Raw genomic sequence first — 20,584 nt, forward strand, 5'->3', positions numbered from 1 at the left:
CTACCGCCCTTGCGGCTGACAGAGGGTTTCCCGCCACAAGGGCGGGAATGACGGGAATTAGAGGTTGGTGGCGACGGGATTCAGCACCCGCACCGCCCGCGCTCCGCTCAGGCCCAGCTCGCTCCAGCCGAACCGCACCTCGACCGCCTCCGGCCCGGCCGCCTTGCAGGTCTCCAGCCGCCGCCGCGCGAAGGCCACGGCCGGTACACCGCCCTTCCGCTCGACGAAGAAGCGCAGGTCCTCCTTGCGCAGGCAGCCGGCCGACTTCAGGCGGACGACCAGGCCGTCGGCCTCGGCGCGCACGCCCAGCAGCGGCTCCAGCTCGCCCGGCGCGTCGGGTCCGGCCGGCAGCAGGCGCGGCGGCCCCGCGGGAACGGTGGCGCAGCCTGAGAGCAAGAATCCGGCCAGCAGCACGCGGCGGTTGAAAAAGACGCCCATGGCCGCCAAGGTCGCCCGGCGCGAGGGTGCGCGCAACAGTGGGGCCTCTGGAAATGCGTGGAAAGTCTCTGGCGTGGGCGGCGGCCGCCGCGCTCTGCATGGCCGCCGGGTCGGCGCGCGCCGAAAATCCGAAACTCGATGACGAGATCGCCCGGCTGACGACCATGGGCAAGATCCCAGGCGTGGCCGTCGCCGTGATCGAGAACGGCAAGGTCGTCCACGTCACGGCGATGGGCGTGCGCAACCAGAAGGGCGATCCCCTGACCCCGCAGACGGTGATGTACGCCGCCTCGCTGACCAAGACGACCTTCGCCTACTACGTGATGATGCTGGTCGACGAGGGGAAGCTCGACCTCGACAAGCCGATCGCCGAGATCCTTCAGAAGCCCCTGCCCGACTACAAGGCCTATGCCGATCTCGCCGGCGATCCGCGCTGGCGCAGGATCACGCCGCGCATGCTGCTGACCCACTCGGCGGGCTTTCCGAACTTCCGCTGGCTGAACCCCGACGAGAAGCTCGACATCAAGTTCGAGCCGGGCAGCCGCTACGCCTATTCGGGCGAGGGCCTCAACCTGATGCAGTTCGTCATCGAGCAGGGCCTGGGTCTGAAGGTCGGCGAGGACATGGACAGGCGCCTGTTCAAGCCGCTGGGCATGAACCGCTCGGGCATGGTCTGGCGCGACGACTTCGTCACCGACCTCGCCGACGGGCGCCAGGCCGACGGCAAGTGGGAGCCGCACGACGACCGCTCCAGCGTCAAGGCGGCCGGCTCGCTGGACACCACGATCGACGACATGGGCAAGCTGGCGGCGGCCATCGCCGGCGGCTGGGGCCTGTCGAAGAAGGCCCGCGCCGAGTTCTCGCGCGGCAGCCTGGCGATCCCGGCCGCCTACCAGTTCCCGCCCTTCACCGAGGACAAGAACCCCGACAACGCCAGGATCAAACTGGCGGCGGGCGTGGGCGTCGTCACCTTCGACGGGCCGCAGGGCCACGCCTTCTTCAAGGGCGGGCACAACGACATCACCGACAACATGCTGGTCTGCGTCGAGAAGCGCCGGCGTTGCGTGGTGGTGCTGACCAACGCCGGCGACGGCCAGCGGATCATCCCATCGATCGTCAAGGCGGCCCTGGGCGAGACGGGCCTGCCGTGGGGCTGGGAATATACCCGGCTGCTGCCGGTGGAGGCGAAGTAGCGCCGAGCTGGAACACTGCGGTTTTTGGTACCGTCATTCTAGGGCGCGGGCGTGAAGCGCCCTAGCCGCCCGGCCGCTCCAGCGCCTCGGCGTCGTCGACCACGGCGCTCTCGGGCGTGGTGGTCAGGATCGCGCCGGCCGAGGCGGCGACGATGCAGGCGATGGCGGCCCACTGCTGCAGCGAAAGGTGCTCGGCCAGCACGAAGAGGCCGGCCAGGGCGCCGATCGCCGGCTCGACGCTGAGCATGACGCCGAAGGTGCGCTTGGGGATGCGCTTGAGGGCGATCATCTCCAGCGAATAGGGCACGGCGCTGGAGCAGACGGCGACCACCAGGCCCAGCAGCATCAGTCGCGGGTCGAGCAGGGCCGCGCCGGCCCCGGCGATGCCGAACGGCACGACGATCAGGGCCGCCACGCTCATGCCCAGCGCCACCGAGCGGCCGCCGTGCAGGTGGCCCAGGCGCTTGCCGGCGACGATATAGAGCGCCCAGCAGACCGCCGCGGCCAGGGCGAAGGCGACGCCGACGGGGTCGAGCGCCGGCCCGCCCAGCTTCAGCGGCAACAGCAGCATCAGGCCGAAGGCGGCCAGGCCGATGCACAGGAAGTGGCTGGGCTTGCGCGCGTGCAGCAGCGACAGGGCCAGCGGCCCCATGAACTCGATCGCCAGGGCCACGCCCAGCGGGATGGTGCGCAGGGCCATGTAGAAGCAGAGGTTCATCACCCCGGTGGCCGCGCCGTAGAAGACGACGCCCATGATGTCGCGCCGGCTGAGCGGAAAGCGCCAGGGCCGCCACAGGACCAGCAGCAGCAGGGCCGCGAAGCCCACCCGGTAGGCCGAGGTTCCCTGCGCCCCGACCAGCGGGAACAGGCTCTTGGCGAACGAGGTGCCGCCGGCCAGCGTCACCATGCCCCCGAACAGGGCGGCATAGGGCAACAGCGCGTCGAGCGCGGGACGGCGGAGGGCGACGGAGGACATGCCCGGAAAATAGGCGTCGATCCTCGACGCTTCTCGCCGAAATTCGTCGTATACCGCCTGAAACAGGCGATATCGGAGGCCCGAATGACGAAATCCGTCACCCTCGACAATTTCGACCGCAAGCTTCTGGAACTGGTCCGCCGCGACAACCTGGAGCCGGCCCGCAGCCTGGCGCAGAAGGTCGGCCTGTCGGAAAGCGCCGTGCTGCGCCGCCTGCGGCGGCTGCGCAAGGAAGGCGTGATCGTCGCCGACGTGGCCATCGTCGATCCGGCCCGGCTGAACGCGGGCCTGACCATGCATGTGCTGGTGGAGATGGAGCGGGAAGGCAGCGCCCTCTTCAACGCCTTCGCCGCCGGGGTGGCGGCCCGCAAGGAGGTGCTCAGCGCCTGGCACGTGACCGGCAGCACCGACTTCCTGCTGACCGTCACGGTGCCGACCATGGAGGCCTACGAGGCCTTCACCCACGAGGTGCTCAACGACGACCGGCGGGTGCGCTCGTTCATCACCCTGGTCGGCATCCGCGAGATCGTGCGGCTGGATCCCTCGCGCGCGCCGCTGGTGGAGTGAGCGCGGTCGGAAGCATCCCAAAGGTGGAACGCAATCCCACAATATCCGTAAAGGTTGTTGACGCCGCGCCTGATGGATGTCGAAATCGACTCAACTAAGTCGGGAGGCGAACTCATGAAGGCGCATGTCATCGCGATCGGCCTGGCCCTGGCCTCGGCTTCGGCGCTCGCCACGGCCGGCGGAGCGGCCGCCAGCACCTGGCACTGGGCCCAGGCCTCGACCAAGGCGGACGCCATGGCCGCGGCGAGCGCCCAGGCCGAGGCCAAGGCGCAACGCAAAGGCACCTGCTTCAAGCCCGCCGCGACCCTGGACGTGTGCCGCCAGACCGCCGACGGCTTCAGCTGCCGCGCCGACAGCGCCGATGCGCTGGGAACCTGCGTGGCGTCGAACGACTGGGTGCGGACGTCCCTGCGCATGTCGCCGCGAACGACGCCCCAGTCGGCCTTCCCGGAAATGTGGTCGCGCGCCCAGTCCGTCAGCTACCCCAACTATCCGGGCTCGCCCTACGTGCCCGGCGTGTACGTTCCGCCGCCGCCGCTCCCCACCCAGTGAGCCCGGTCGCCTGATCGCAGGATCCAGTCATGCTCGGCGACGCCGCCCCGATGGGCTTTCTGGCGGTCGGCGACTTCGGCAAGGCGCGCGCCTTCTACGAGGGCGTGCTGGGCCTGGCCTTCGTCAGCCAGGACGACTTCGCCCTGGTTCTGAGGGCCGGACCGATCTTCGTGCGCATCACCACGCCGCCGCAGCCGCTCATCGCGCCCTACACCGTGTTCGGCTGGCGGGTGCACGACATCGACGCGGCCGTCGCTGAGCTGACAGGCAAGGGCGTGGCCTTCGAGCGCTATGCCTTCTTCGGCGAAGACCAGCGTCCCGACGGCGTCTGGAGCGCGCCCGGCGGCGACAAGGTCGCCTGGTTCAAGGACCCGGACGGCAACCTCTTGTCGCTGTCGCAGCACGTCGCCTGAGGCGATGGGGCTGACGCACTCTCAGGTCGGAAGCCCCCCCCTGACGCCCTCTCCCTAGCTCCACGGCCCCGGCTTGCGGCTGGGCGCGCTGGTCGGCACGGCCGTCTCCAGGCGCTGACGCGTCCCCTGCCCGATCGCCAGCTGCAACAGAGCCTCGATCCGGTTACGGGTGGCCGGGTGGGTCGAGAACAGGTTGTCGGCGCCGCGGCCGGCCAGCGGGTTGATGATGAACATGTGGGCCGTGGCCGGATTGCGCTCGGCCTCGTGGTTGACCACGCCGCCGCGGGCATAGGCGTCGATCTTCTCCAGGGCGCGGGCCAGACCCCGGTTGTCGCCGGCGATCTCCGCGCCCACCCGGTCGGCCTCGTATTCGCGCGAGCGGCTGATGGCCATCTGCACCAGCATGGCGGCGATGGGCGCCAGGATCGCCAGGGCGATGGCGCCGATGACCCCGCCCGGACGCTCGTCGTTCTCGCGCGAGCCGCCGAAGAAGAAGGCGAAGTTGGCCAGGGCCGATATCGCGCCGGCGATGGTCGCCGTCACGGTCATGGTCAGGGTGTCGCGGTTCTTCACGTGGGCCAGCTCGTGGGCCATGACGCCGCGGATCTCGTCGCGGTCGAGCATGGCCAAGAGGCCCGTCGTGGCGGCCACGGCGGCGTTCTCGGGATTGCGGCCGGTGGCGAAGGCGTTGGGCTGGTCGCTGTCGATGATGCAGACGCGCGGCATGGGCAGGCCGGCGCGCTGGGCGAGGTCTCGCACGTCGCGGGCGTAACTGCGCACCAGCGGCTCGGGATGGCTCTCGTCGACCTCGACCGCGCCATAGGCCCGCAGCACGATCTTGTCGGCGTTCCAGTAGGAAAAGACGTTCATGCCGGCGGCCAGCACGAAGGCGATCAGCATGCCCGTGGCGCCGCCGATCATGTAGCCGGCCCCGACGAACAGGGCCGTCAGGCCGGCCAGCAGAGCGAAGGTCTTGAAGTGGTTCATGGCCTTTGAGGGTATGGATCAGTCGAAGATGTCGAAGAGGTCGAAGCGCTTCTTCTTGTGGTGGCCGTGGCGACGGTAGTCGTCGTCATGGTCGTAGCGCTTGCGGTCGTCTTGGCGCTTGTGCTGGTCGCGCCAGCTGTCGTCGTAGCGACGGGGCTCGGGCCTTGGTTCGGGCCTGGACTCATAGGTCGGCTGGGCGCGGTTGAAGGGCGAAGGCGAGGGTTGGGGCGCGGGCTGCGGGGCGGGTGCGCCTTGCGCGTCCTCGCGCTCCAGCGCCATCAGCTTTTCCAGTTCGCCGCGATCGAGCCACACGCCCCGGCACTTGGGGCACATGTCGAACTCTACGCCGGCGCGCTGCACGGCCTGCATGGAGCCGTCGCAATTGGGGCACATCAGAAGGGGCATGGTCGGTCGGGTCCCTGTTCCAAGAGTGGACGGGTGTTCCCGACGTCAGGTCCGGCACGAGGGGGGAGGGAAACCCGGACCCAGACATCGAGAACACCCGATGCGGTCCGACATCACGCGCGTTGTCCTACAACGCTGCGCCAGAGGGGCCCGGCCCGCTTAGTGGAGATAGGAAGGGGTTTTGGGAGTTCAAGGGCTGGCTTTGATCCTTCTCCCCTTGCGGGAGAAGGTGGCGGCCGAAGGCCGTCGGATGAGGGGTCGAAAGGCCTATCCGAAACCTTCTGAGAGACCCCTCACCCGACCTCGCTCCGCGAGGCCACCCTCTCCCGAAAACAAAAAAAGCCCCGGATCGCTCCGGGGCCTTTTCCGATCTCTTGCGAGTTCGACGCGTCTTACGAAGCGTAGAATTCGACGACGAGGTTCGGTTCCATCTTCACCGGATACGGAACTTCCGACAGTTCCGGAGCGCGGACGAAGGTGGCCGACAGGCCCTTGGCGTCGACCGAGACGTACTCGGCGAAGTCACGCTCGTTCGAGGCGACGGCTTCGAGCACGAGAGCCATGTTGCGCGACTTTTCGCGGACCGCGATCACGTCGCCCGGCTTGCAGCGGTACGAAGCGATGTTCACGCGCTTGCCGTTCACGGTAACGTGGCCGTGGTTCACGAACTGACGAGCGGCGAACACGGTCGGCACGAACTTGGCGCGGTAGACGATGGCGTCCAGGCGCGACTCGAGCAGCGCGATCAGGTTTTCCGAGGTGTTGCCCTTGCGGCGGGCGGCTTCCTCGTAGGTGCGCGAGAATTGCTTCTCGGTCAGGTTACCGTAGTAGCCCTTCAGCTTTTGCTTGGCGCGCAGCTGCAGACCGAAGTCCGACACCTTGCTCTTGCGACGCTGGCCGTGCTGGCCCGGGCCGTAGGACCGCTGGTTGACCGGCGACTTGGGCCGGCCCCAGAGGTTCTCGCCCATACGGCGATCGATCTTGTACTTGGCGCTATGGCGCTTCGACATAGGTCACTCTTTATATCGATCCGGGCCGGTCCTCCCTGGGGAGGGCGATTGCAACGGCGGCGTCGGGTCATTCCGTCATGAAGCTCGCACCGCGCGGCGAGCCGGCGGCGTGAAGGCGCGGTTTATGACGGAGGGGCGACGGGGAGTCAACGGACAGGCCTAGCAAAGCGCCGTCAGCGAAGGTCTTCGTTGATCAGGCGCGGTCGCAGGCCGGCGGACTTCACCGCCTCGACCATGGCCATGAACCGGGCGAAGGGGACTTCGGCGTCCGCGCGAACATCGACGATCGCATCGGGGTGGACGGCCGCGAGCATCCGCAGGCGCGCGGCGATGTCCGCGGAGGCGGTCTCGATCTCCTCCCCGTCGTGAGCGAGGACATAGCGCCCATCATGCAGGGACAGGAATGTCGCCTGGCGGGTGGGAAAACAGTTCATGTGTGAAAAGGCCGGCGGAAGCCTCAACTCGGCCAGGGGCGTGTCCGGCGACTGGCCGACGATCAGCGTCGCGGCGAACAGGCCCAGCAAGACGCCGACCAGCGGCGCCACGTTCGGCGCCGCCATCGGCCTGCTCTCGAACCGTCCCGCCAGCCTCTGGGCCATCCGCGCCTCTCTCTCGAAGCGAGAGTGGCGCGGCGGCGAAAGACTGACAAGCGTAATTTACGGCCGTTGCAGCGGGTTGCGCACGCGGATGCGGTCGGTGCGCTGCACGCCCAGGCCGTCGAGATCGAAGCGCACGTCCTTGCCTTCGGGCACCAGGGCGCGGCACAGGTCGGGACGCTCGCGGACCAGGGTGATGGCGACGACGGAGTCGCGACGGTTGGCCTCGACCTTGAAGTCCTCGGCCTTGGTGCAGCCGTTGGACGACACCCGGGCCACCAGCTCGCCCTTCTCCAGGCCGACCGAATAGATCGACTCCAGGTCGTCGCTGTCGTTGATCTTCACCGTGACGTCGCGCTTGCCACCGTGATCGGCGTCGATGATGACGCAGGCCGAGGTCGACAGGCCCGCGGCCATCACCAGGGCCAGGACGGCCAGTTTCTTCTGCATGTTTAGCACCCCTCAGCGGCCGAACTTGGCCTTGGCGGAGAGGAGCGCTCGGCGGCTGAACCCGGGATGAATTACCGAAAGTTCACAACCGCGCGGCGTGCCAGTCGATGTGGTCGCCGATGAACGTGGCGATGAAGAAGTAGCTGTGGTCGTAGCCTTCCTGGCGGCGGACGGTGACCTTCAGCCGGGCCTCGGCGCCGGCCTCTTCCAGCAACTGCGGCTTCAGCTGGTTTTCCAGGAAGTTGTCGGCCAGGCCCTGGTCGACCAGGATCTCGTCGAAGCCCTGGCCGAAACCGTCCTCGATCAGGGCGCAGGCGTCGTGGGCCCGCCAAACGGCGCGGTCAGCTCCCAGATAAGCCGTCAGCGCCTTGTCGCCCCAGGGGCAGTTCAGCGGCGAGACGATCGGCGAAAACGCGCTGACCGACTTGAAGAGCTGCGGGTTGCGCAGGGCGATGGTCAGGGCGCCGTGGCCGCCCATGGAGTGGCCGAAGATCCCCCGCCGGGCAGGATCCAGCGGGAAGGCGCCGTCGACGGCCTCCAGCAGGTCCTTGGCGACATAGGAATACATGTTGAAGTGCGGCGCCCACGGCGTCTGCGTGGCGTCGACATAGAAGCCCGCCCCCTGGCCCAGGTCATAGGCCGGATCGTCGGCCACGCCCTCTCCGCGCGGGCTGGTGTCGGGCGCGACGATGGCGATCCCGTGCCTGGCGGCCCAGGTGTAGGCCCCGGCCTTGGTGGTGAAGTTGTCCTCGGTGCAGGTCAGGCCCGACAGCCAGACGAGATACGGGAACGGCCCCTCACCGTCCGGCGTCCACACCGTGAACTTCATCGGCGTGCCCGTGCTGGCGCTGTCGTGCCGGCAGTAGCGCAGGGTCCCGCCCTGGGTGCGGTGGGTGGCGAGGATTTCGACGGTCATGGCGGCTACCTGAGCGATCCTTCTCCCCTTGCGGGAGAAGGTGGCCTGCGAAGCAGGTCGGATGAGGGGTCGCACCGGCCGAGACCGTGCGCGGCTGATCGCGCCTTCAACCCCTCATCCGTCGCCTGCGGCGACACCTTCTCCCACAAGGGGAGAAGGTCGAAGAGACTAGAACGTCACCACGGTGCGGATGCTCTCACCGGCGTGCATCAGGTCGAACGCCTCGTTGATGCGCTCCAGCGGCAGGACGTGGGTGATCATCGGGTCGATCTGGATCTTGCCGTCCATGTACCAGTCGACGATCTTGGGCGTGTCGGTGCGGCCGCGAGCGCCGCCGAAGGCCGTGCCCTTCCAGACCCGGCCGGTGACCAGCTGGAACGGACGGGTGGCGATCTCCTTGCCCGCCTCGGCCACGCCGATGATGATGCTCTCGCCCCAGCCGCGGTGGCAGGCTTCCAGCGCCTGGCGCATGACCGTGGTGTTGCCGGTGGCGTCGAAGGTGTAGTCGGCCCCGCCGTCGGTCAGGGCCACCAGATGGGCGACCAGATCGCCCGAAACGTCCTTCGGATTGACGAAGTGGGTCATGCCGAACTTGCGGCCCCATTCCTCGCGGTCCGGGTTCAGGTCGACGCCGACGATCATGTTGGCGCCCACCAGCTTAAGGCCTTGGATGACGTTGAGGCCGATGCCGCCCAAGCCGAAGACGATGGCGTTTGCGCCCGGCTCGACCTTGGCGGTGTTGGTCACCGCGCCGACGCCCGTGGTCACGCCGCAGCCGCAGTAGCAGGCGGTCTTGAACGGAGCGTCCTTGCGGATGCGGGCCACGGCGATCTCGGGCAGCACGGTGTAGTTCGAGAAGGTCGAGCAGCCCATGTAGTGGTGGATGGTCTGGCCCTTGTAGGAGAAGCGGCTGGTGCCGTCCGGCATCAGCCCCTTGCCTTGCGTGGCGCGGATGGCAGTGCAGAGGTTGGTCTTGCCCGAGAGGCAGCTTTTGCACTGGCGGCATTCGGGCGTGTAGAGCGGGATCACGTGGTCGCCGACCGCCAGGCTGGTGACGCCGGCGCCGACCTCGACCACCACGCCCGCGCCCTCGTGGCCCAGGATCGACGGGAACAGGCCTTCGCTGTCGAGGCCGTCCAGGGTGTAGGCGTCGGTGTGGCAGACGCCGGTGGCCTTGATCTCGATCAGGACTTCGCCGGCCTTGGGCCCTTCGAGGTCGACCTCGACGATCTCCAGCGGCTTCTTGGCTTCGAAAGCGACGGCGGCGCGGGTCTTCATCGTGGGGCTCCGATCGAACTTGAGCGCCTGTGGTACGCCGATGCGCAGGGTTCGATAATCCCAATTGATGCAAAACATTGTTGCCACAAAGGGACAATGCGCGCACCACCGCGGCCATGAGCGCCTGGGACGGGATCGACGAGTTCGTGGCCACGGCCGAGGCCGAAAGCTTCTCCCAGGCCGCGCGACGGCTGGGGCTGTCCACATCGGGCGTCAGCCGCGAGGTCGCCCGGCTGGAAGAGCGCCTCCAGACCCGCCTGCTCTATCGCACCACGCGTCGCGTCAGCCTGACCGACGCCGGGCGGGCCTTCCTGGCGCGCTGCCGCCAGCTGATCCACGACCGCGACGAGGCCCTGGCCGCCGTCGGCGAGGAGGACGGCGAGGTCAAGGGCCTGCTGCGCATGACCTGCTCGACCGCCTATGGCGAGCGCTATGTCGTTCCGGCGGTCAACGCCTTCGTCCTGGCCCACCCGCGGCTGTCGGTGCACATCGAGCTGGACGACGCCGTGCGCGACATCGTCAGCGAGGGCTTCGACCTGGCCATCCGCTTCGGCCGCCTGACCGACAGCCGCCTGATCGCCAAGCGCCTGGCCTCCCGCACCCGCCGCCTGTGCGCCGCCCCTGCCTATCTGGCGCAGGCCGGAACGCCGCGTACGATCGCCGAGCTGGAGGGCCACGCCTGCGTGCTGGGCGCGGTCGACGCCTGGCCGTTTCGCGACCCCAATCCGGAAGGCGACCGCGAGATCGTCTTCAAGCCCCAGGGCCGCTGGCGCTGCAACAGCGGCCAGGCGGTGCTGGACGCCACCCTGCAAGGCCTGGGCATCTGCCAGCTGCCCAACTTCTACGTCGACGCCGCCGTCGCCGAGGGCCGGCTGGTCCCGCTGCTCGAGGCGCACAATCCGGCCGACGAAGGCGTCTGGGCGGTCTATCCGCACCTGCGCCTGCTGCCGGCCAAGGTGCGGCTGCTGGTGGAGCACCTGGAGCGGGGGTTGGGGTGAAGACCCCCTCCGCCCCCCCCCAAAAAAAAGGGGGAGGATCTGCGCCGTGGATGCTCCCCCTCTGGGGGAGCTGTCGCGGAGCGACTGAGGGGGTCCTTCCCAACCTCAGAACGCGATCCGCGCCCCGCCGCCGATCACCAGTCCCTTGCCCTCCGAGCGCCCGCGCAGGGACAGGTTCATCGGGAAGGCGGTGCCGTCGTACAGCGTCTGGTCGGCGTGGATCACGCTGTCCTTCAGCTTGATGTACGAGGCGCCCAGGTCGAGGTTGATGTTGCGCTTGGGCGTCACCGTCGCGCCGAGGCTGTAGATCATCCGGTCGCCGTCGGGCACGCGGGCGTCGCGGTACTGGTCGTTGGTGGGGGTCGGGTCCTTCTGGACGCCGGCCCGCAGCGCCAGCCACTTCGTCGCCTGGTAGTCGACGCCGACGGCGACGTTGGTGGTGTCCTTGTAGAACTCGTCGACGACGATCTGCTTGGGCAGCAGCGCGCCCGGCAGCAGCTGGCCCGCGCCCTTCAGGTCGACGGTGACCGTGTCGAAGTCGCTCCAGCCGAAGCGCTGCACCTGGGCGTGGATGGCCAGCTTGCGCGTCGGCTTCACCGTCACCCCGCCCGTGGCGATCCACGGCGTGGAAAAGCTGGTCGTCGCCTCCTGCTGGCTGGTGACCAGCGAGAACGGCCCCTGGAAGCCGAAGATCGAGACGTCGCCGTCCAGCTCGTGCTTGTAGCCGGAGCGGTAGGAGCCGGCGACGACCAGGCGGTCGCCCGGATGCACCTGGAAGCCGGCGTTCCAGCCGTAGCGGATGTCCTCGCCCTTGACCTCGATCTTGCCGTCCGGGAACGGCGCGGTCAGGTCGGGGCCCATCTGGCTGAAGGTGGCGTCGAAATAGTCGATGTTGCCGCCGCCGCCGACGCTCAGCCAGTCGGTGACCCGATAGGCCAGGGCCGTCTGCATGTTGATGTTCAGGAACCGCGACTTGATGGCGTTGTAGCGCACCCAGCTGTCGCCGTCGTAGGTGGTCACGGCGTTGAACGGGGCATTGATCCCTACGCCCAGCGACAGGCGGCTGGTCAGCGGCATGGCGAAGGCGAAGTTGGGCACGATCGACCTGGGGATCGGGTTCTTGGCCACCGAATTGCCGCCGACCGCCAGGGCCGGCTGCAGCGGGATGTTGGGCAGGCTCGCCAGGGTGGGGATCAGCACGCCGTTGGTCAGGCCCGGCAGCACGCCGCTGAGCAGCCCCGTGACCCCGTTCGGCAGGCCCGGGATCGAGGTTCCCAGCACCGCGGGAACGTTCAGCGTCGGCCGTTGCAGGGTTGAGCCCTCGTCGGTCACCTCGCCGGTGACGAAGATGCCGGCCGCGCCGGTGTAGAGCTCCTTGTCCTCGATCCGGCCGATGGCGGCGGGGTTCCAGAACATCGCCGAGGCGCCTACGTCGGTGGACTCGCCCGAATAGGCGCGGCCCATGCCCTTCACCGACTGCTCCTGGATGTAGAAGGCGCCCGCGAAGGCGTGTCCGGCGCTGACGACCGCGCACACGGCCGCGCTCACGGCGAGCCGTGTCTTCAGGTGCTTGCTCACGCTGCTTCCTCCCTGCGACTCCCATTTTCGGGAGCTCAGCCGGGCAACGCAGGTCAGCACCGAAGAGTTCCGGCGATTTACGTTACGTCATTACTGGCGAAGACTGACACAATTGCGCCATCATCCTGAACGGTGCGCCTTCACGATTCAAGAGTGGGTCAGAGCACCTTGCGCAAGCTGATGCGTACGGTGCGGCCGGCGGCGTCCATGTAGTCTTCCTGATAGGCCTGGGGCGTCACGCCCTTGTCGTCGCGCACCTGCTGCTTGGTGTCGAACAGGTTGTCGACGCCCACGGTGATCCGAGACCCCTTCAGCCAGCCGTAGCGCCTGGTCCAGTCCTTGCGCGTGTCGAGATCGACGAAGCCTTGCAGGCCCAGCGTCGGCAGGTCGGAGAAATAGAGATCGTCGCCGCGCGAGCCGCCGTCCACCCAGGTGGACGAGCGCCAGCTTCCGCGCAGGGTGGCGCCCATGCCGCTGCGCGCCAGCACCGCCTGCAGATAGAGTTCGTGGCGCGGCGTGCCGCCCCGGCGGCCCAGCGAGGCGCCGTCCAGCAGATTCAGCGGCGCCATGCCGTCGCGGATCACCACCTCGTCCTTCACCCGCCAGGTGTGGTTCATCGAGATCTGCAGCCGCGTCTGGCCGGGCGGGATGGCGCCCCCGCCCATGCGGGACATCATGCCGCCGCCCGTCACCTGCACCCCGCCGGGGGGACGCGCCCCGCCCTGGACCACCCTCGCCTGTCCGCCGCCGGCCGGCGCGGTCGAGGGAGCGCCGGATGCAGGGCTCGCGCCGCCGCTTGCGCCAGCCCCCGGGGCCGGCCTCGGCGCCGGGCCAGGCGCCGCCGGGGCCGGTCCGCCCCAACGCAGGTTGTAGTTCACGCCCCAGCGCAGGATCTGGTTATCGGCGTGGGCGAAGTTCACTGGCCGGCTGTCGACCGAGATCAGCCGCCCCACCTGCGTCGGATCCGTCGAGGCTTCGCGCACGAAGCGCGACGGGAAGGCCGCCTCCAGTTCGGGCGAAATCGACGGGAACGAGGCGATCTGGTCGTCGATGCGGCTGGCCGTGTAGTTGCCCCAGAAGAAGAAGTCCGTCTTCTCGAACGGCTTGTAGAAGAAGTTCAGCTTCACGACCTGGCGGCTGTCGGGCTTCAGGTTCGGATTGCCGCCCTCGATGCGGGTGACGTTGACCGTGTCGCCGGTGGCGAAGTCGTACATCGAGATGTTGGGCGTCTGCACGACCGGGTCGTTGACCTGCTGCGGCGTCGGCTCGCCCTCCTCGGTGCTGTAGTTCAGCCCCAGGCTGACGCCCTTCATCGGCTGCCACGACACCCCGCCGCCGGCGGTGACCAGCCCGCCGATGTCGGAGAACTGCTCGTAGAGCCCGTTGCCGTTCAGCGACACCGAACCGATGAAGCCCAGCGGCCCCTCGCCGCGCTCCAGCAGCGGCAGGTCGAGGCTGGCGTAGGCGGTGGCGCGGTCGCGGGTCAGGTCGCGCTTGGTCGCCACGCCCGAACGGACGCTGTCGGCCTCGACCCGGCGGCTGTCGAGCCCGGTCTTGAAGGTGGCGCGCAGGCGGCCCGTCGGCAGTTCCGCCAGGGGCCCGGACGCCGTGAACTCGGTCTTGGCGTTGGTGGTGACGGAGTCGGCGGTGTCCTGGGCGTTGTAGCGCAGCAGGTTGGCCGGGATGGGTCCGAACGGGTTCACCGTCGGGTCGTTGGCCTTGACCGCGGCGGCGAACAGCGAGGTGTCGAGCCCCCGGCCGGTGCGGGTGGCGCTGTCGGTCAGGTCAAAATTGCCCGACAGGCTCCAGCGCCAGCCGCCGAACATGCCCAGCGCCGTCGTCGCCAGCTCGACCTTGTCGGTGTCGACCTTGCGGCGCAGGGCGTCGCGCACGTCGAGATAGCGATAGAGGGCCACGTCTTTGGCGAACGGCGAGAACGGGTTGTCGTCGTAGAGGTCCAGCTTGACGCCGGTCAGGCCCAGATAGCTGATCCGGCTGGTGCTCTCGAGATTGCCGCTGAACGACACCGTGGTCTTGCCGAAGTTGCGGCTGTAGCCGCCCTGGATCGCCCCCTCCTCGCCGCGCGGCAGCAGGGTTCGCGAGGCGGTCAGGTCGTCGGTCGCATAGCCGCCCGCGCTGGCGACGAAGTCGGCCAGGCTGGGCGCGCCCCCTGCGAAGGCGCCCGGAACCGCGGCCTTGGTCACGGTCGAGCCGACCAAGGCCGACAGGGCCGGATCGATCTCGGTCGGCGTCGCCAGCGGCGGGCCGACGATGTTGCCCTGCAGGTCGTAGGGCGAGGTGCTGGACCGGACGATGTCGCGCTCCTGCTCGTAGAGCGGCGTCTCGCGGCGATAGCGGACATTGACGGTCCAGCGGCCGTCGGCGTCGACCTTGAACAGGCCGCCCCGCTCCTCCGAGAAGGTGCGGCCGCCCTCGGTGGCGAAGCGCCGCTCGTCCTCGACGGAGAGCTGGCGGAAGTTCTTCTTGAGGACGAAGTTCAGCACCTTCTGGTCGGCGCGGTAGCCGTAGGCCAGAGCCTTTTCCTCTGGATAGATCTCGGCCTTCAGCACCGCCTCGGGCGGGATGCCGTTCATCTCCTGCGGTCCGGAGATGCGCTGGCCGTTGATGACGATGATCGGCGGCTCGTCGCCGCCCCGGCCGCGTGACGAGACGGTCAGCGGCGCCAGGGCCGTGACCAGCTCCGACAGGCTGCCCGCGCCATAGGCCTGGATGTCGGCCTCGTCGAGCACGTGCTCGGCCTCGATCGGCCCCTCGGTCTTGCCGCGCGGCGCGGCGTCGACCGTCACGCCGGAGACGGTGTCGCCGCTATCGGCCGCGGCGGGCGCGGTCTCGACAGGCGCGGTTTCGGCGGGCGCGGCCGCAGAAGACGTGGTCGAGGATTTGGCGTCCGAAGACTTGGCTTCCGAAGCAGAGGCCTCGGCGCTCGCCGGTTCGGCGGGCTTGGTCTCGCCCGGCTGGCCGCTTCCCACGGCCAAGGCGGCCGCCAGACCTTGCAGCAGCGTTCCGCCCAGCGTCATCGCCCCTACTCCCCACGCTCGCCCCGACGCTCAACCGCCGGACGCTTCCCACAACCGAACCTTGGCCATGGATTTTGGCTGGATAGCGGCGTTTTCGCGGATGCGAAAATTAAAGCCCTGTAAGGTGGGAAACCGGTTTCTCTGGTCCCGGAACGTGGGAGTTTCTACTCTTCCTTCGCCGCCTTCTGCGCCAGCTTGGCCAGCACCCGGCCGCGCCCCTTCGACAGGGCCGTGATCACGCCGCGGAAGGTGCGGACCTCCTGGTCGGTCAGGCGGGCGCGAGCCAACGGGACGCGCAGGTTGCGCACCATCGACGGCCTCTTCTCGGGCGGATGGTAGAAGCCGGCCTTGTCCAGCTCGCCTTCCAGATGCTCGTAGAGGCCCATCATCGCGGCCTGGTCGGCCGGCCCCTCGACATTGAGCTCGAACTTCTTCCACGGCCGGTCGTCGACCGTCATCTTCCATTCGTAGGCGTTGATCGACACGGCCTGCGCCAAGTTCAGCGACCGGAAGCGCTCGTCGATCGGGATCGAGACGATGGCCTGGCACAGGGCGATGTCGTCGGTCTCCAGCCCCGCGCGCTCGCCGCCGAACAGCAGCCCGACCTTGCGACCCTGCTCGACCTCGGTCGCCAGGTGGCCGGCGGACTCGCGCGGGGTGTAGACCGGCAGGCGCGTCTCGCGCGGCCGCGCCGTGGTGGCGTAGACCAGATGCAGGTCGGCGATGGCCTCGGCCAGGCTGCCGAACACCTTGGCGTCGTCCAGCGGCCAGCTGGCGCCCGAGGCGCTGGCCCAGGCCCGCTCCTGGGGCCAGCCGTCGCGCGGATTGACCAGCCGCAGTTCATAGAGGCCGAAATTGGCCATCACCCGCGCCACCGCGCCGATGTTCTCGGCCAGTTGCGGCGCGCTGAGGATCACGCACGGCGGGGTGCGGACGAGGTCTTGCGGGGCGGTTTCGGCGATTTCGGTCGTCATGGGCGTCCCTTTGCCGCCGCCGCGCGCCTCCGCGCAAGTCCGAACCACCGTCTGGCGCGTTTAGCCCCCGCTCACGCTTGTTTCGTCCGGAGGCCCCATGCACCGCCGCGCCCTGCTCGCCGCCCTCGCCGTTCCCGCCTTGCCGGCGGCGTTGACGGCCTGCCGCGGCCGCTCGCGGACGGGGAAGGACGACCTGGCCTTCGCCCCCGAGACCCTGAACCCCAAGCTGGCGGCCCTGGCCGAACGGGCCCGTCCCGGGATGCTGGGCGTCGCGGCCCAGGACCTGACCACAGCCCAGCGCATCGCCGTGGCCGGCGACAGCCCCTTCCCGATGGACGGCGTCTGGAAGGCGGCGCTGGGCGCGGCCGTGCTGTCCGAGGTCGAGGCCAGGGCGCTGTCGCTCTCAGAGACCCTGGCGATCGAGGACGTCGACCTGTCGCCGCCGCCCGGCGCCCTGGCCGACGCCTGGCCCGAACACGCCCGCTACACCGTCGAGGACCTGCTGAAACGCGCCGTGGCCCTGTCCGACAACACCGCCGCCGACGTGCTGCTGAAGCGGATCGGGGGTCCCGGCGCGGTCACCGCCTGGCTGGAGCTGCGCAAGGTCGAGGGCGTGCGCCTCAACCGCTATGCCCGCCAGCTGCTGACCGAGCGATCGGGCACGGCCTCGTTCCGCGCCGACTGGAAGGGCCAGGCCTGGCGCAAGGCGGTGCTGGCCGAGCCCGAGGCGCAGCGCCGGGCCGCCCAGCAACGCTATCTCGCCGATCCGCGCGACACCGCCACGCCCCTGGGCGCGGTGCGCTTCCTCGAAGCCCTCAACCAGTTCGAACTGACCAGCCAGGACGGCCGGGGCCGCCTGCTGCGGCTGATGGAGGCCGCCGCCGGCGATCGCCTGCGTCCCGCCCTGCCCGCCGGCGCACGGCTGGCGGCCCTGACCGCTTCTGCGCCCTACGACCTTGGCCTCTGCGCAGCCGACGCCACCCTGGCCATGGTCCAGCTGAGCGACGGCCGCCGCTTCGCCCTGGCCATCTTCCTCAAGGCCTCGCCGCTGGAGGACGAGGATCGGACTGCGCTGATCGTGGACGTCGCGCGGACGGTGCTGGCGGCGACCAGGCAATCGGGCCGATAGCAGCGAGCAAGCACGACCTGACAGCGATCCGCGCCATCGGCTATGCTCGGACCTCACTCTCGCGAGCGATATCCATGTCACCAGCCGCCCCGCACGACACGCCGCCATCCGCCCTCGAGGAAACGCCCGGCCCTGACGGGGTTGTCATGCTGGGCCCCGCGGTGCGGGTCGACTGGCGCCGGCCGCCGGGCCAGGACGCCACGGTCGATTGGCGGATATTCTGGCTGGATGCAGAGGTGGCGGCGGGAACCCTGACCCGCGCCAATCCCACGACCAACGTGTCGCTGGTCGAAGCGACGCTCGCCGGCTCGATGAACCTCAGCTTCCTTCCGGACATGACGCTGTGGTGCGAACTCCGGGGCCCGAACCTGCCGCTGACGCGGAAGACCCTGCAGGTCTGGCCTGCGCCGGCCGAGCTCGGCGAAACGCCGGACGGTTGCGCCCCGGAAGGCCTGACGCCCTCTACTCCGCCGCGCTGACCTTCGTCGTCAACCGCGTGCGGGCGCCGGCCAGGGCCTGGACCAGCAGGCCGGGATTGAGCGGCTTGGCCACGTGCAGGTCGGCGCCGGCGGCGTGGGCGGCGGCGATGTGTTCGTCCATGGCGTTGGCGGTCAGCATGATCACCAGCATCCGCCGCGCGCCCTGGGCCGCCTCGCGGGCGCGGATGGCGCGGGTGGCGGTCAGGCCGTCCATCACCGGCATCTGCATGTCCATCAGCACCGCGTCGAAGGGCTGCTCGTCCAGCGCCCGCAGCGCCGCCTCGCCGTCCTCGACCATGGTCAGGTCGACGCCGAACGGCTCCAGCACGATCTCGACCACCTTGCGATTGCCCGGATGGTCCTCGGCCACCAGCACCCGCAGGCCCTCCAGCGAGATCGGCCCGTCGTCCTCGTCGTCCTCGTGGCCGAGGATCTCGGTCGAGGGCTGCAGCGGCAGGTCGACGATGAAGGTCGCGCCCCGTCCGGTCACGGCCCGCGCGTCGATCGAGCCGCCCATCATCTCCGCCAGGGCCGCGCAGATCGACAGGCCCAGGCCCGTGCCGCCGAACTGGCGGGTGATCGACTGGTCGGCCTGGACGAAGCGCTTGAAGAGGCGCTCGCGCACGGCGTCGTCGAAGCCCACCCCGGTGTCGCTGACGCTGAAGCGGACCACGTCGCCGATCCGCTCGACCGACAGGTCCACCCCGCCGACGCTGGTGAACTTCACCGCGTTGCCCAGCAGGTTCGACAGGATCTGGCTGATCCGGCCGGCGTCGCCCTCGTAGCGGCCGATCGCTTCCGGCGACACCGACCACGAGAAGGCGAGGTTCTTGGCTTCCGCCGAGGCGCGATGCAGCTCGGCCATGCCCGCGACCAGGGTCTCCAGGTCGAAGGGCGCGAAGGTCAGCTGGAACTCGCCGGCCTCGATCTTGGAGACGTCGAGGATGTCGCCCAGCACCTGCTCCAGCAGGCGCCCCGAAGAGGCGACCAGGGCGGCCAGCTCGCGGCGGCGGGCCGGATCGCTCTCCTCGGCCAGGCGGTCGCCGACGGCGATGACGCCGTTCAGCGGCGTGCGCAGCTCGTGGCTCATGTTGGCCAGGAACACCGACTTGGCCTGGTTGGCCTTTTCCAGCTCGCGGGTGCGGTCGGCGACGCGGTCCTCCAGCGAGCGCAACAGCTCGTCGTGCACTTCCCTCTGCTTGCGCAACGCCCTGGCCAAAGCCCCGATCTCGTCGCCGCGGGCCTCGATGCGGGCGGCCGCGACGCCGTCGTCCTCGCGATGGGCCTCGGCCAGGCCCCGCAGCGGCGAGACCACTTCGCGGGCCATCAGGCGATACAGCAGGAACAGCTGGGCGATCACCCCGACCACGCCGAACAGCAGCACCCAAGAGGCCGTCTTCACCGCGTTCCACACGATCTGGTCCGAGCGGAAGGTCATCAGGAAGTACCAGTCGGGCTCCTTCATGCGGCCGTAGGCCACCACCCGGTCGCCGGCCTTGTCGCGCAGGGCGCCGACCTCGCCGCCGTGTCTGCGGATCTGGGCCACCAGGTCGGCCACACGCTCGCTGGACTGCACCCGCGCCAGCTGGGCGGCGTCGACCACCCCGTCCTTGGCCAGGCCGGGGGCGGCGATCAGCTCGCCGTCGGACGAGACGATCAGGTTCTGGCCGCCCGGCAGGGCGTCGCCCACCGCCCGAAGCAGGAAGGAATCCAGCGACAGGCTGGTGCCCCAGGCGCCGACGTGGCGGCCGTTGAGGTCGAAGGGCGTCATGCAGGCCGCGTTCAGCCCGCGCCCGCTGGGATTGGAGATCAGCTTGCGCAGCTTGGTGCACTTCATCACCCGCTGCGGATTGGCCTCCGGCCGGGTCAGCTGGGTCATCTCCTCCTTGGAGATGTCGAGCGTCGGCGGCGCGTCCTGCCGGTAGTAGAGCAGCCGGTCCTTGCGCTTGGGGCCGAACATCACCAGCCGCGTGTCGGGCGTGAAGAAGTAGAAGTTGTCGTAGTGGCCGATCTCGGTCTCGCCGGCGTTGGCCACCACCTCCATGGCCCCGACCATCAGGGCCTTGTCCGCTCGGGTCAGGTCGGCGGCGTGGGGCACGAAGCCGCCTATGCCGTAGACGTAGTGGTTGCCCGTTCGACCGCCGTCATAGAGTCGCGGGGCGGTGCGACGGGTGCCGTCGCCGTGGTCGGGGAACAGCAGGTCGAACTGGCGGTCGATGTCGGGCTCGATCTCGCGCAGGCGGCGCAGCAGGGCCAGGCTGGAGGCGTCGTGCACCTTGACGAGGTCGGAGAACAGCCGGTCCTCGGTCTTCACCCGCTCGCCGACATATTCGGCCAGGTGGCGCATCTGGGTCTCGGCCGCGCTCTGCTGGACGAAGTAGAAGGTGACCGCCGTGACCAGCCCCGTGACCGCGATCGACACCAGGGCGGCGAAGGCCAGGAGCCGTCGCGCCAGGGGCGATTTCACGTCCGTATGGCGCCACAGGCTGCTCACGCATCTCCCCCAAACCGTCCCCCGCCAGGGACCTTCCGCACGATCTCAACCCATTAGGGCGCTGCGGGGGTGATGTCGCCTGCGGTGGAATGCCGCGCTCCCGCGCGAGGCGC

The 20,584-nt window shown here is 69.3% G+C and carries 20 protein-coding genes; 7 read left to right on the forward strand and 13 right to left on the reverse strand.

Annotated features, from left to right (window positions below):
• Window positions 1–57: 57 nt before the first annotated feature.
• Window positions 58–474: a hypothetical protein gene (locus AC07N1_RS10530; RefSeq protein ID WP_494671757.1), complete on the reverse strand. Its 417-nt coding sequence runs from the start codon at window positions 472–474 to the stop codon at window positions 58–60.
• A 17-nt stretch (window positions 475–491) separates the two neighbouring features.
• Here AC07N1_RS10530 and AC07N1_RS10535 point away from each other — a divergent pair, with 17 nt between their 5' ends.
• Window positions 492–1,631, forward strand: coding sequence for a serine hydrolase domain-containing protein (locus AC07N1_RS10535; protein WP_494671758.1), 1,140 nt, complete (start codon window positions 492–494; stop codon window positions 1,629–1,631).
• A gap of 61 nt (window positions 1,632–1,692) precedes the next feature.
• Here AC07N1_RS10535 and AC07N1_RS10540 read toward each other — a convergent pair whose 3' ends face one another.
• Entirely contained in the window at window positions 1,693–2,607 is a 915-nt protein-coding gene (locus AC07N1_RS10540; RefSeq protein ID WP_494671759.1) for an EamA family transporter, read from the reverse strand.
• Between the two features lie 84 nt (window positions 2,608–2,691).
• Here AC07N1_RS10540 and AC07N1_RS10545 point away from each other — a divergent pair, with 84 nt between their 5' ends.
• From AC07N1_RS10545 to AC07N1_RS10555, 3 genes are all read left to right on the forward strand, one after another.
• Window positions 2,692–3,174, forward strand: a complete 483-nt coding sequence (locus tag AC07N1_RS10545) for an Lrp/AsnC family transcriptional regulator (protein WP_110121498.1) — start codon at window positions 2,692–2,694, stop codon at window positions 3,172–3,174.
• 114 nt (window positions 3,175–3,288) lie between these two features.
• Entirely contained in the window at window positions 3,289–3,726 is a 438-nt protein-coding gene (locus AC07N1_RS10550; protein ID WP_494671760.1) for a hypothetical protein, read from the forward strand.
• 29 nt (window positions 3,727–3,755) lie between these two features.
• On the forward strand, window positions 3,756–4,139 hold the full coding sequence (locus AC07N1_RS10555; RefSeq protein WP_494671761.1) for a VOC family protein: 384 nt from the start codon (window positions 3,756–3,758) through the stop codon (window positions 4,137–4,139).
• 54 nt (window positions 4,140–4,193) lie between these two features.
• On the opposite strand, the gene htpX is transcribed toward AC07N1_RS10555, so the two are convergent.
• The 7 genes from htpX to AC07N1_RS10590 form a co-directional block, all read right to left on the reverse strand.
• The gene (htpX, locus tag AC07N1_RS10560; protein ID WP_494671762.1) at window positions 4,194–5,126 is read right to left on the reverse strand and encodes a zinc metalloprotease HtpX; all 933 of its coding nucleotides are present in this window, start codon (window positions 5,124–5,126) and stop codon (window positions 4,194–4,196) included.
• Between the two features lie 18 nt (window positions 5,127–5,144).
• The gene (locus tag AC07N1_RS10565; RefSeq protein WP_494671763.1) at window positions 5,145–5,531 is read right to left on the reverse strand and encodes a TFIIB-type zinc ribbon-containing protein; all 387 of its coding nucleotides are present in this window, start codon (window positions 5,529–5,531) and stop codon (window positions 5,145–5,147) included.
• 392 nt (window positions 5,532–5,923) lie between these two features.
• Window positions 5,924–6,541, reverse strand: coding sequence for a 30S ribosomal protein S4 (rpsD, locus tag AC07N1_RS10570; RefSeq protein WP_110121502.1), 618 nt, complete (start codon window positions 6,539–6,541; stop codon window positions 5,924–5,926).
• Window positions 6,542–6,714: 173 nt separating this feature from the next.
• Window positions 6,715–7,101 carry an ExbD/TolR family protein gene (locus AC07N1_RS10575; RefSeq protein ID WP_494671764.1) on the reverse strand — a complete coding sequence of 129 codons (387 nt, stop codon included), beginning with the start codon at window positions 7,099–7,101 and terminating at the stop codon, window positions 6,715–6,717.
• A 96-nt stretch (window positions 7,102–7,197) separates the two neighbouring features.
• Entirely contained in the window at window positions 7,198–7,587 is a 390-nt protein-coding gene (locus AC07N1_RS10580; RefSeq protein WP_494671765.1) for a hypothetical protein, read from the reverse strand.
• A gap of 82 nt (window positions 7,588–7,669) precedes the next feature.
• Complete coding sequence (fghA, locus tag AC07N1_RS10585) at window positions 7,670–8,503, reverse strand: S-formylglutathione hydrolase (RefSeq protein WP_494671766.1); 834 nt, start codon at window positions 8,501–8,503, stop codon at window positions 7,670–7,672.
• A gap of 168 nt (window positions 8,504–8,671) precedes the next feature.
• Window positions 8,672–9,781, reverse strand: coding sequence for an S-(hydroxymethyl)glutathione dehydrogenase/class III alcohol dehydrogenase (locus tag AC07N1_RS10590; RefSeq protein WP_198577627.1), 1,110 nt, complete (start codon window positions 9,779–9,781; stop codon window positions 8,672–8,674).
• A gap of 116 nt (window positions 9,782–9,897) precedes the next feature.
• On the opposite strand from AC07N1_RS10590, the gene AC07N1_RS10595 reads away from it, so the two are divergent.
• Window positions 9,898–10,779, forward strand: coding sequence for a LysR family transcriptional regulator (locus AC07N1_RS10595; RefSeq protein ID WP_494671767.1), 882 nt, complete (start codon window positions 9,898–9,900; stop codon window positions 10,777–10,779).
• A gap of 105 nt (window positions 10,780–10,884) precedes the next feature.
• On the opposite strand, the gene AC07N1_RS10600 is transcribed toward AC07N1_RS10595, so the two are convergent.
• The 3 genes from AC07N1_RS10600 to AC07N1_RS10610 all read right to left on the reverse strand — a co-directional run bounded on the left by AC07N1_RS10600 (window position 10,885) and on the right by AC07N1_RS10610 (window position 16,369).
• Window positions 10,885–12,357, reverse strand: a complete 1,473-nt coding sequence (locus AC07N1_RS10600) for an OmpP1/FadL family transporter (protein WP_494671768.1) — start codon at window positions 12,355–12,357, stop codon at window positions 10,885–10,887.
• Between the two features lie 158 nt (window positions 12,358–12,515).
• A complete protein-coding gene (locus AC07N1_RS10605) occupies window positions 12,516–15,395 on the reverse strand; it encodes a hypothetical protein (RefSeq protein ID WP_494671769.1) in 2,880 nt (959 codons plus the stop codon).
• Window positions 15,396–15,559: 164 nt separating this feature from the next.
• Window positions 15,560–16,369: an RNA methyltransferase gene (locus AC07N1_RS10610; RefSeq protein ID WP_494671770.1), complete on the reverse strand. Its 810-nt coding sequence runs from the start codon at window positions 16,367–16,369 to the stop codon at window positions 15,560–15,562.
• Between the two features lie 97 nt (window positions 16,370–16,466).
• Between AC07N1_RS10610 and AC07N1_RS10615 the strand changes: the two genes are divergently transcribed.
• Window positions 16,467–17,498, forward strand: a complete 1,032-nt coding sequence (locus tag AC07N1_RS10615) for a serine hydrolase (protein ID WP_494671771.1) — start codon at window positions 16,467–16,469, stop codon at window positions 17,496–17,498.
• 146 nt (window positions 17,499–17,644) lie between these two features.
• The gene (locus tag AC07N1_RS10620; protein ID WP_494671772.1) at window positions 17,645–17,977 is read left to right on the forward strand and encodes a hypothetical protein; all 333 of its coding nucleotides are present in this window, start codon (window positions 17,645–17,647) and stop codon (window positions 17,975–17,977) included.
• On the opposite strand, the gene AC07N1_RS10625 is transcribed toward AC07N1_RS10620, so the two are convergent.
• Entirely contained in the window at window positions 17,961–20,471 is a 2,511-nt protein-coding gene (locus AC07N1_RS10625; protein WP_494671773.1) for an ATP-binding protein, read from the reverse strand. The genes AC07N1_RS10620 and AC07N1_RS10625 overlap by 17 nt on opposite strands.
• Window positions 20,472–20,584: the final 113 nt, after the last annotated feature.

This window comes from Caulobacter sp. GW821-FHT09B11 (assembly GCF_059418205.1).

What these genes read in the sequence shown, in the direction of transcription:
- AC07N1_RS10535 (WP_494671758.1), top strand. Translation starts at nt 492, where the DNA reads ATGCGTGGAAAGTCTCTGGCGTGGGCGGCGGCCGCCGCGCTCTGCATG.
- AC07N1_RS10540 (WP_494671759.1), bottom strand. Translation starts at nt 2,607, where the DNA reads ATGTCCTCCGTCGCCCTCCGCCGTCCCGCGCTCGACGCGCTGTTGCCC.
- AC07N1_RS10545 (WP_110121498.1), top strand. Translation starts at nt 2,692, where the DNA reads ATGACGAAATCCGTCACCCTCGACAATTTCGACCGCAAGCTTCTGGAA.
- AC07N1_RS10550 (WP_494671760.1), top strand. Translation starts at nt 3,289, where the DNA reads ATGAAGGCGCATGTCATCGCGATCGGCCTGGCCCTGGCCTCGGCTTCG.
- AC07N1_RS10555 (WP_494671761.1), top strand. Translation starts at nt 3,756, where the DNA reads ATGCTCGGCGACGCCGCCCCGATGGGCTTTCTGGCGGTCGGCGACTTC.
- htpX (WP_494671762.1), bottom strand. Translation starts at nt 5,126, where the DNA reads ATGAACCACTTCAAGACCTTCGCTCTGCTGGCCGGCCTGACGGCCCTG.
- AC07N1_RS10565 (WP_494671763.1), bottom strand. Translation starts at nt 5,531, where the DNA reads ATGCCCCTTCTGATGTGCCCCAATTGCGACGGCTCCATGCAGGCCGTG.
- rpsD (WP_110121502.1), bottom strand. Translation starts at nt 6,541, where the DNA reads ATGTCGAAGCGCCATAGCGCCAAGTACAAGATCGATCGCCGTATGGGC.
- AC07N1_RS10575 (WP_494671764.1), bottom strand. Translation starts at nt 7,101, where the DNA reads ATGGCGGCGCCGAACGTGGCGCCGCTGGTCGGCGTCTTGCTGGGCCTG.
- AC07N1_RS10580 (WP_494671765.1), bottom strand. Translation starts at nt 7,587, where the DNA reads ATGCAGAAGAAACTGGCCGTCCTGGCCCTGGTGATGGCCGCGGGCCTG.
- fghA (WP_494671766.1), bottom strand. Translation starts at nt 8,503, where the DNA reads ATGACCGTCGAAATCCTCGCCACCCACCGCACCCAGGGCGGGACCCTG.
- AC07N1_RS10590 (WP_198577627.1), bottom strand. Translation starts at nt 9,781, where the DNA reads ATGAAGACCCGCGCCGCCGTCGCTTTCGAAGCCAAGAAGCCGCTGGAG.
- AC07N1_RS10595 (WP_494671767.1), top strand. Translation starts at nt 9,898, where the DNA reads ATGAGCGCCTGGGACGGGATCGACGAGTTCGTGGCCACGGCCGAGGCC.
- AC07N1_RS10605 (WP_494671769.1), bottom strand. Translation starts at nt 15,395, where the DNA reads ATGACGCTGGGCGGAACGCTGCTGCAAGGTCTGGCGGCCGCCTTGGCC.
- AC07N1_RS10610 (WP_494671770.1), bottom strand. Translation starts at nt 16,369, where the DNA reads ATGACGACCGAAATCGCCGAAACCGCCCCGCAAGACCTCGTCCGCACC.
- AC07N1_RS10615 (WP_494671771.1), top strand. Translation starts at nt 16,467, where the DNA reads ATGCACCGCCGCGCCCTGCTCGCCGCCCTCGCCGTTCCCGCCTTGCCG.
- AC07N1_RS10620 (WP_494671772.1), top strand. Translation starts at nt 17,645, where the DNA reads ATGCTGGGCCCCGCGGTGCGGGTCGACTGGCGCCGGCCGCCGGGCCAG.